Origin of the sequence: Acinetobacter calcoaceticus (genome assembly GCF_051947995.1) — a bacterium.
Taxonomy (GTDB): Bacteria; Pseudomonadota; Gammaproteobacteria; order Pseudomonadales; family Moraxellaceae; genus Acinetobacter.
In genome coordinates this window covers 44,300-51,761 of the sequence record NZ_JBLVVH010000016.1, presented here as the reverse complement: position 1 = coordinate 51,761, position 7,462 = coordinate 44,300, and the positions used below count along the sequence as shown (strand labels likewise).

9 protein-coding genes and 1 pseudogene are annotated in these 7,462 nt (G+C 40.5%); 6 read left to right on the top strand and 4 right to left on the bottom strand.

Features of this window, described 5'->3' with window-relative positions:
• Positions 1-364: 364 nt before the first annotated feature.
• A pseudogene (locus ACNQO6_RS18080) lies at positions 365-482 on the top strand (hypothetical protein); the annotation flags it as partial.
• Positions 483-2,614: 2,132 nt separating this feature from the next.
• Here the strand turns inward: ACNQO6_RS18080 and ACNQO6_RS18075 are convergent.
• A complete protein-coding gene (locus tag ACNQO6_RS18075; RefSeq protein ID WP_396514038.1) occupies positions 2,615-2,950 on the bottom strand; it encodes a TIGR01244 family sulfur transferase in 336 nt (111 codons plus the stop codon).
• A gap of 122 nt (positions 2,951-3,072) precedes the next feature.
• On the opposite strand from ACNQO6_RS18075, the gene ACNQO6_RS18070 reads away from it, so the two are divergent.
• The 4 genes from ACNQO6_RS18070 to ACNQO6_RS18055 all read left to right on the top strand — a co-directional run bounded on the left by ACNQO6_RS18070 (position 3,073) and on the right by ACNQO6_RS18055 (position 5,382).
• On the top strand, positions 3,073-3,969 hold the full coding sequence (locus tag ACNQO6_RS18070; RefSeq protein WP_150956215.1) for an alpha/beta fold hydrolase: 897 nt from the start codon (positions 3,073-3,075) through the stop codon (positions 3,967-3,969).
• The gene (gene trxC, locus ACNQO6_RS18065; protein ID WP_343579357.1) at positions 3,970-4,401 is read left to right on the top strand and encodes a thioredoxin TrxC; all 432 of its coding nucleotides are present in this window, start codon (positions 3,970-3,972) and stop codon (positions 4,399-4,401) included.
• A 1-nt stretch (position 4,402) separates the two neighbouring features.
• Positions 4,403-4,825 carry an acyl-CoA thioesterase gene (locus ACNQO6_RS18060; protein WP_440209855.1) on the top strand — a complete coding sequence of 141 codons (423 nt, stop codon included), beginning with the start codon at positions 4,403-4,405 and terminating at the stop codon, positions 4,823-4,825.
• A gap of 77 nt (positions 4,826-4,902) precedes the next feature.
• Positions 4,903-5,382 (top strand): GAF domain-containing protein, encoded by a 480-nt coding sequence (locus tag ACNQO6_RS18055; protein WP_440209854.1) that lies wholly within the window; start codon positions 4,903-4,905, stop codon positions 5,380-5,382.
• 54 nt (positions 5,383-5,436) lie between these two features.
• Here the strand turns inward: ACNQO6_RS18055 and ACNQO6_RS18050 are convergent, their stop codons facing one another.
• From ACNQO6_RS18050 to ACNQO6_RS18040, 3 genes are all read right to left on the bottom strand, one after another.
• Positions 5,437-5,946: a nuclear transport factor 2 family protein gene (locus ACNQO6_RS18050; protein ID WP_440209853.1), complete on the bottom strand. Its 510-nt coding sequence runs from the start codon at positions 5,944-5,946 to the stop codon at positions 5,437-5,439.
• Positions 5,947-6,013: 67 nt separating this feature from the next.
• Positions 6,014-6,508 (bottom strand): DUF4442 domain-containing protein, encoded by a 495-nt coding sequence (locus ACNQO6_RS18045; protein WP_440209852.1) that lies wholly within the window; start codon positions 6,506-6,508, stop codon positions 6,014-6,016.
• A gap of 14 nt (positions 6,509-6,522) precedes the next feature.
• Positions 6,523-7,011 carry a YajQ family cyclic di-GMP-binding protein gene (locus tag ACNQO6_RS18040; RefSeq protein ID WP_004774427.1) on the bottom strand — a complete coding sequence of 163 codons (489 nt, stop codon included), beginning with the start codon at positions 7,009-7,011 and terminating at the stop codon, positions 6,523-6,525.
• Positions 7,012-7,101: 90 nt separating this feature from the next.
• On the opposite strand from ACNQO6_RS18040, the gene ACNQO6_RS18035 reads away from it, so the two are divergent.
• On the top strand, positions 7,102-7,416 hold the full coding sequence (locus tag ACNQO6_RS18035) for a rhodanese-like domain-containing protein (RefSeq protein WP_004774429.1): 315 nt from the start codon (positions 7,102-7,104) through the stop codon (positions 7,414-7,416).
• Positions 7,417-7,462 lie beyond the last annotated feature (46 nt).

Genomic DNA, 7,462 nt, shown 5'->3' with positions numbered 1-7,462 from the left:
TGATGGTAGTGTGGCACTTGCCATGTGAGAGTAAGTCATCGCCAGCTTTTAAATTAGAAACACCCCTAACCTGACGGTTAGGGGTGTTTTTTTATTGGTGGGGAAATAAGTTAGTTCATTAAATTACATCTTTTCCGGCATATTTATCTCAGAACAACCTTTATCTCTTTTAATAAAAAATTTATTTGTTAAAAGTCCTAACATAATTCTCGATTCTTACAAATAGTTTGATTGGCTTCACTTTAATAATCTTTACTTGAAGATAAACTATATTTACACAAAATCTATATTATGGTTACATTAAGCATATTTTTATAATGAAAAATCTAATTCCATTTGGGAATTTGATTGGGGATAAAAAGGAATGATCATGAATAAAAAGCAACTTACTTTAAAGTTGTCAGCGATTGCTGTATCTGTTTTATTGGCGAGTTGTGGTGGGGGCGGTGGTGGCTATTATGGGTCCAATAATAGCTCTTCGGGTGGAAACAATAATAACTCTTCTGGGGGAAATGGTGAGACTCCCATTGCAGCAGTAAATATTACAAATATTCAGTTATATGATGCGAATAATACAGCTACAAATTCAATTACAGCAGCGGGTGTAACTGCTAAAGTGAAAGTGACTGATTCTTCAGGAAAAGGAATTAGTGGGGCAATTGTGACATTCCAAGGGGAAGGTGTTGCTTTTGGCACGACGAATGGTGCTGTGCTGACGAATGCGGAAGGCGAGGCAAGTATTTCGATAAAACCTCAGGACTTAAATGCAACTGGTGCTTATCAGTTGTCTGCGACGACTAGTTACAAAGGTACGACGGCAACAGCTCAACCTTATAATTTCGTACTTCAGGCTGCAAATATTGCTTTAGTTGGTATGACAGCAGCCACGACACAACTGGAATCAGGTGCATCTACCAATATTACTCTGAAGACACAAGATTCAAACACTAAGGTGAATCAGAATAATGTGACTGTTAGCTTTAATGCGACCTGTGGAACGTTTGAGCCAGCAAGCGTTGTATCTTCAAATCAAGGTGATGTAACAACGTCTTATAAAGCAATTGGAGCTGATGGAAAGCTATGCGAAGGACAGCAAACCATACGAGCATCTGGATCAAACATTCCTGAGTCAAAAGTTGAGGTAAATATTGCTGCGATTGAAGCCAATTTCTTAAAATATACAACATCAAGCCCAGTTACTTTAGGTATTAGAAGTAGTGGTACTGCTGCATCCGGTCAAATTGAATTTACTTTATATGCGAACGGTACTCCAGCTGCAAATAAAGATGTGAATATTGAACTAGTTCGCGCGCCAGAAGATCTAAGTTTTATTTCTTTAGGGAATCAAAATCCTAAAGCTGTAAAAACTGATCCAAATGGTAAAGTGATCGTAACATTATATCCAGGGGATAAACCGGGACCTGTCGAAATCAAAGCAACTCTAGTTTCTAATAGTGCTGTTTCAGCGTTATCTAAAAATGTTTCTGTATCAACAGGGCGCGCAACTCAAGATGGCTTTAGCTTATCTGTGAGCAAAAATGCCTTGCAGAACAAGGTTGATGGCGATAGTGCTACGATTAACGTCATGTTAAGAGACCGTACGGGTAATCCTGTGCCTAATGGAACGGTGGTGAGTTTTATTAGTGAAGGTGGCGTCGTTACTCCTAATTGTTCAACCAATGCTGGTCGTTGTGCAGTCACGTTATCGGTTCAGGATCCACGTCCTTTAGATAACCGAGTTACTGTTCTGGCTTATGTTGAAGGTGATAAGAGCTTTACTGATTTAGATGGTGATAATCTTTATACGAAAGGGGTAGATAAGCTGCTTAGTAATATTGGTAGCTTCTTCCGTGATGATAATGAAAATAACCAATACGATAATAACTATGGTATTGGGGAGTTTCTTTATAATCGGAAAATAGTAGGCAATAAAGCTGCATGTGCAGCCTCAACGATGAATCAGCCGAATATTGCTGATACATGTGACGATAATTTAGATGGTATTTTACGCCAGCAGCTTATCTTTGCATTTTCTGAAAATACGGCAACGTTTACCAATATTAATGCGAGTGAGGGATTATTATCTTTTAATCTGTATGGAAATAGTATGCAAGGGGTTCCTATGCCTACTGGCTCTACTGTAAGCGTTACAGCTGAAGATAATACCAAAGATAATAATTTGTCGTGTACTGCTGAATTGGTACAAGGCAGCACCCCTGTCGCAAATGTATTTAACCTTTTAACACCGACAACTTTTAAAAATAGCACACAAGCCTTTTATGGTTATCGTTTGAAAGAATGTGCTATAGGGGATATCTTTAAAATTTCTGTCGCAGCTCCTGATGGTAAGGTATCAACAGTTTTTGCTGCATATAAATAAAAGTAAATTTTTCCTATAAAAAAACAGCACTTCGGTGCTGTTTTTTTATAATGCTGTTCCTACACTCACTGAGGCAGTTGGACGAACTTGCATTGAGCTACAAGCGGAAACAGCGAAAAGGCATAACAGGATAACAGCAAGTTTTGACATGGTTCTTCATCTTATGAAAAAGAACCATATTCATATAAATCGAAAGATTTAACTATTTTGATCGGGTAATGAAATGTAATGAATTTAATCGTCCAGTAGATCCATCTGTTTTGCTAACTGATATAAATTATTCGAACGGTTCCCTGTGCGGCAGAACATCAAAATAGGTTTTGGTAGTTCATTATAATGATTTGCAAAAGTACGCACGTCCAGTTCCGTAATCTGCCCCGCCACAACAGGTTGATAGACATAATCCAGACCTGCACTGCGAGCAGCCTCTTCAATCTGTGCACTGGTCGGCTGATCAGGTCCACCTTCCATATCCGGACGGTTATTAATAATCGATTTGAAACCTTTTTCGACAACTTGAGCTACATGTTCTGGGCCGATTTGACCTGCAAAACCTATATTTTCTGACATCTTGTCACTCCAAAATCAAACAAAACATTTTATGCTCTATCATAGCATTAAGCTCGATCTTGGGTTTAAATGTCTATATTAAATAAACGATGATAACGAATAAGATACGCAATGGAGCGCGCATGCATACTTATACAGTTGAGCCGTTGTATGTTGCTAGTGGTGATGAAACCATCGCTGCCGACTTCTATCTTCCGAAAACCAATATTAAACCTGCTGTGATTGTGATGGCGCATGGATTTGCCGGATTGCGCCAATTTAAGTTGGTTCAGTATGCACAGCGTTTTGCCCATGCCGGCTATGCCGTGATTTTGTTCGACTATCGTTATTGGGGCGGCAGTACTGGTAAACCGCGTGAACTGGTATCGCTCAGTGCCCAGCTTGATGACTGGAAGAGCATGATTCAATATGCCTCTAACTGTAAGTCGATTGATAGCCGTCGGATTATTTTGTGGGGCACTTCACTCAGTGGTGGCTATGCTCTTAGTTTGGCGACGGATCTGAAAAATATTCAGGCAGTGATGGTACAAGTGCCTTATGTTGACGGGGCAGAGACAGCCAAGCTATATCCATTGCAACGTTATCCCGAAGCATTAAAACGTTCCAGTCAGGACTATATGGGCTCCAAGATGGGGTTAGCGCCAAAAACCTTACCCGTAGTCGATCAATATAAACTCTGTTTCTTACCGACCTCAGACAGTTATTATGGTTATCATTCGATTGTAAACCCTGATTATTACTGGAGTGGCGAAGTGCCTGCACGGGTGTTTTTTAATCTGATGCGTTACCGGCCGATCCAGTTTGTACGCAAGATTAATATTCCGGTGTTATTTATTGCGGCTAAATATGACAGCCTGATTCCGATTGCCTCAAGTCGTGAAGCCGCCACCAATATTGCGCCATTTGTGAGCTATCATGAATGGGAAATGAAGCATTTCGATATTTATCACGATTCTTGGTTTGAAAAAGCAGTCACAACCCAATTAGAATTTTTACATCAACATATCGGAGTGATGTAAATGATTATTGTCTGTGCATCATGTGGTGCAAAAAATCGTGTACCTGAAGAAAAACTGGCGGTTCATCCCAATTGCGGTCAATGTCATCAAGCATTGTTGCCTTTAGAACCGATTGAGTTGAATGAACAAAACTTTAGCAATTTCATTAGCAATAGTGATTTACCTGTGCTGATTGACCTATGGGCAGAATGGTGTGGTCCATGTAAAATGATGGCGCCACATTTTGCTCAGGTCGCCAAGCAAAATCCTTACGTTGTTTTTGCCAAAATCGATACGGAAGCAAACCCACGTTTGAGTGCAGCATTTAATGTCCGCAGTATCCCAACCTTGGTTCTCATGAACAAAACCACAGAAGTGGCGAGAATCAGTGGCGCATTACGTGCACCTGAACTGCAACAGTGGCTAGACCAGCAATTACAGCAAGGAAATTAACATGAGCGAACGCCCAAAGCATCCTGAAGGGATCTTATCTCTACAAAATATTGCCATGCCAGCGGATACCAACTGGAGTGGTGATGTTTTTGGAGGCTGGATTGTTTCCCAGATGGATCTGGCTGGAGCGATTCATGTTGAACGTTTTAGTAAAGGCCGTTGTGCGACGATTGCCATTAATCAGATGACTTTCCTCGTGCCTGTAAAAGTGGGTAATGTGATTAGCTGCTATACCAAGATTCTAAAAGTCGGTAACAGCTCGGTACAGGTTCAAATCGAAGTATGGAACAGTCACGATGATTCTCGTGAACCTGTACGGATTACCGAAGGCGTATTTACCTTTGTTGCGGTGGATGTAAATGGAAATAAACGTTTAATTACAGATGAAATTAAGCAGTCTTTTCTAGCTTCACAGTCAGCTTAAATGATCCGTTTTAATATCTGCACTTACTAGAACAGATGATTATGTTTTAACACTATTTTTTAATCGAGAATATACAGATGGCTGAAGAACTGGTTTTACAACAGGGCCACAAAGTTGAGCAATATCAAAGTATCCTGCCACAGATTCAGGCTATTGTTGAAGATGAAGCTGATGTGATCGCGAATCTGGCCAATATCTGTGCGGCACTCAGACAGCAATTTGGCTGGTTCTGGATTGGCTTTTATCTGGTGAAAGAAAATGAACTGGTATTAGGTCCATTTCAGGGGCCTATTGCCTGTACCCGTATTGCTAAAGGTCGTGGTGTGTGTGGTTCAGCATGGCAACAACAGCAAGTAATTGTGGTGCCTGATGTGGATCAGTTTCCCGGGCATATTGCCTGTAGCTCTGACTCTAAATCGGAAATTGTTTTACCTATCATGAAAAATGGTGAGTGTGTGGGGGTGCTGGATATTGACAGTGATGAACTGAATCAGTTCGATGAGGTTGATGCTGAACATCTCCAGCAATTGATGGCAATGATTGAAAAATTTATCTAAGCCCAAACTAAAAAAAGCCCACATAATGTTGGGCTTTTTGTATATGTACTCTGATTAGAACATGGTATTGGCATTTTTGCTGTTTTCTGGAATATTCTGTATCACATCCCAATGCTCTACAATTTTGCCATGTTCAACCCGGAATATATCTATAATGGCTCGGCCCCGGTCAGTGTCATTTTCAGTCGAATGCACATGTAGGACGACTAAATCTCCTTCAGCAATCACTTTCTTGATGACATTCTTTGCCTGAGGATGATGACTAAATTTTTGCGTAAAGAAGTTTACAAAAGGCGCCTTACCATCAGGTACATTCGGATTGTGCTGAATATACTGATTCCCAATATAACGATCCGCATATTGTTTGACCTGATGTTTCAGGAAAACACCTTCATAAAAATCAGTGACAATTTTCTTGTTTTGTTCGGCTACAGATTTTGTGTGCTTTGCGGGCACAGAAACATGAGAAGAGGCATCCGCAGCAAAGACTTGACCTGGGTAAAATGCTAGATTGAGCAGGACAAATACAGGGGGAAGAAGCAATGTTTTTTTCATTTTTAGCATCAGAACACAAACTGAGATGCTTGTATCCTGATGCCAAAGATGGTCATAGAATAGTCTAGACCCGTTATTATTTTTTACGTTTTGGTAACCAGGCCCAAAGCATCTGGCACTGGATCGGTTCGTTACCAGAATCATCAATCACGGTCACAGGAATCAATAACTCGCCTTTTTCATTCTCGGCAATAAACTTTTGCTGATCTGCCGATAAGCTCGCTGTTGCAGTTAAACCACCTTGTGCGACTTTTAAATAATCTACATGCAGTGATTTGATCAACAGAATACGATCATCAGGAACATGTAAACCTGTTAAAAAGCCAGTCGCAGTTTCTGCAAGTAATGCCATTGCTGCGGCATGAACCCCTTTAATATGGTTTTGCATATTGCGCTGGTTTTCAATACGAACAGTCACGTGGTCTTTATCCACTTCCAAATAGCGGATATTGGCAGTGCCGACCATGGGAACAACACGACCAAACGCTTTGCTCCAGAGCGTGCTACGAATGCCTTTTGGAAATTTAGAGGTGGTTTTAACCAGCTTATAAAGACGGTTATCTTTTGCCATGGTGAACCTATTACTTAATCTTTGAAGTTATTAAATTGCAGTGGCAGACCAAATTGTTGTTCACGTAAAAAGTTCATCACTTGTTGCAAAGTATCGCGCTTTTTATCTGTGACACGGATTTTGTCTCCTTGGATAGAAGATTGCGCCTTGATGCCACTTTCTTTAATGGCTTTATTAATTTTTTTTGCGGTATCTGAGTCAAGTCCATCTTTAAGCTTGATCACTTGCACCACATTTTTACCTGAAGCGGTCGCCTTTTGCGGGTCAAGTGCCTGTACGTCAACTTTACGTTTATAGAAATGGTTTTCCAGCATGGTATAAACTTGTTCACACTGGAAATCACTTTCAGTTGAAATTTTGATTTCTTTATTTTTTTCATTTAGCTCAATTGAAACATCCTGCCCACGGAAGTCAAAACGTGTAGCAATTTCTTTTTGCGTGTTTTGCACCGCATGATTGACTTCAAATAACTCTAATTCAGAAACAATATCAAAAGAAGGCATAGTTAGACCTTTACAAAGGGAAAGAATATTTGAGATGCTAAGGGGGTTTTCTTCATTTGCCAAGTGTTGTTTACATCAAAGGAGTGCACAATGATCCGTAAACAAGAAATTACAACATTTGAGTTCCCAGAAGGCGCAGTCATTTGGGATGTCCGAGATACCAAAGCGTATACAGAGGCTCATGTCAAAGGGGCGGTGAATCGTCCAATTGCTGAATTAACTGCGGATAGTTTGACTCAAGTGGCAGCGGATCAACCGATTTACATTCTGTGTGGTGGCGGTAGTAAAGCACCGCGTGCAGCAGAGCTTTTAGACGGTATTGATAGTTCTCGTGAGTATGTTGTATTGATGGGTGGCACACGCGCAGCGCGTGATGCAGGCTTAGCTTTGGAACAAGGCGCTTAAAACACTCAAAAAATTTGCCAAAATACTTGGGTATTTTGGCAAATTC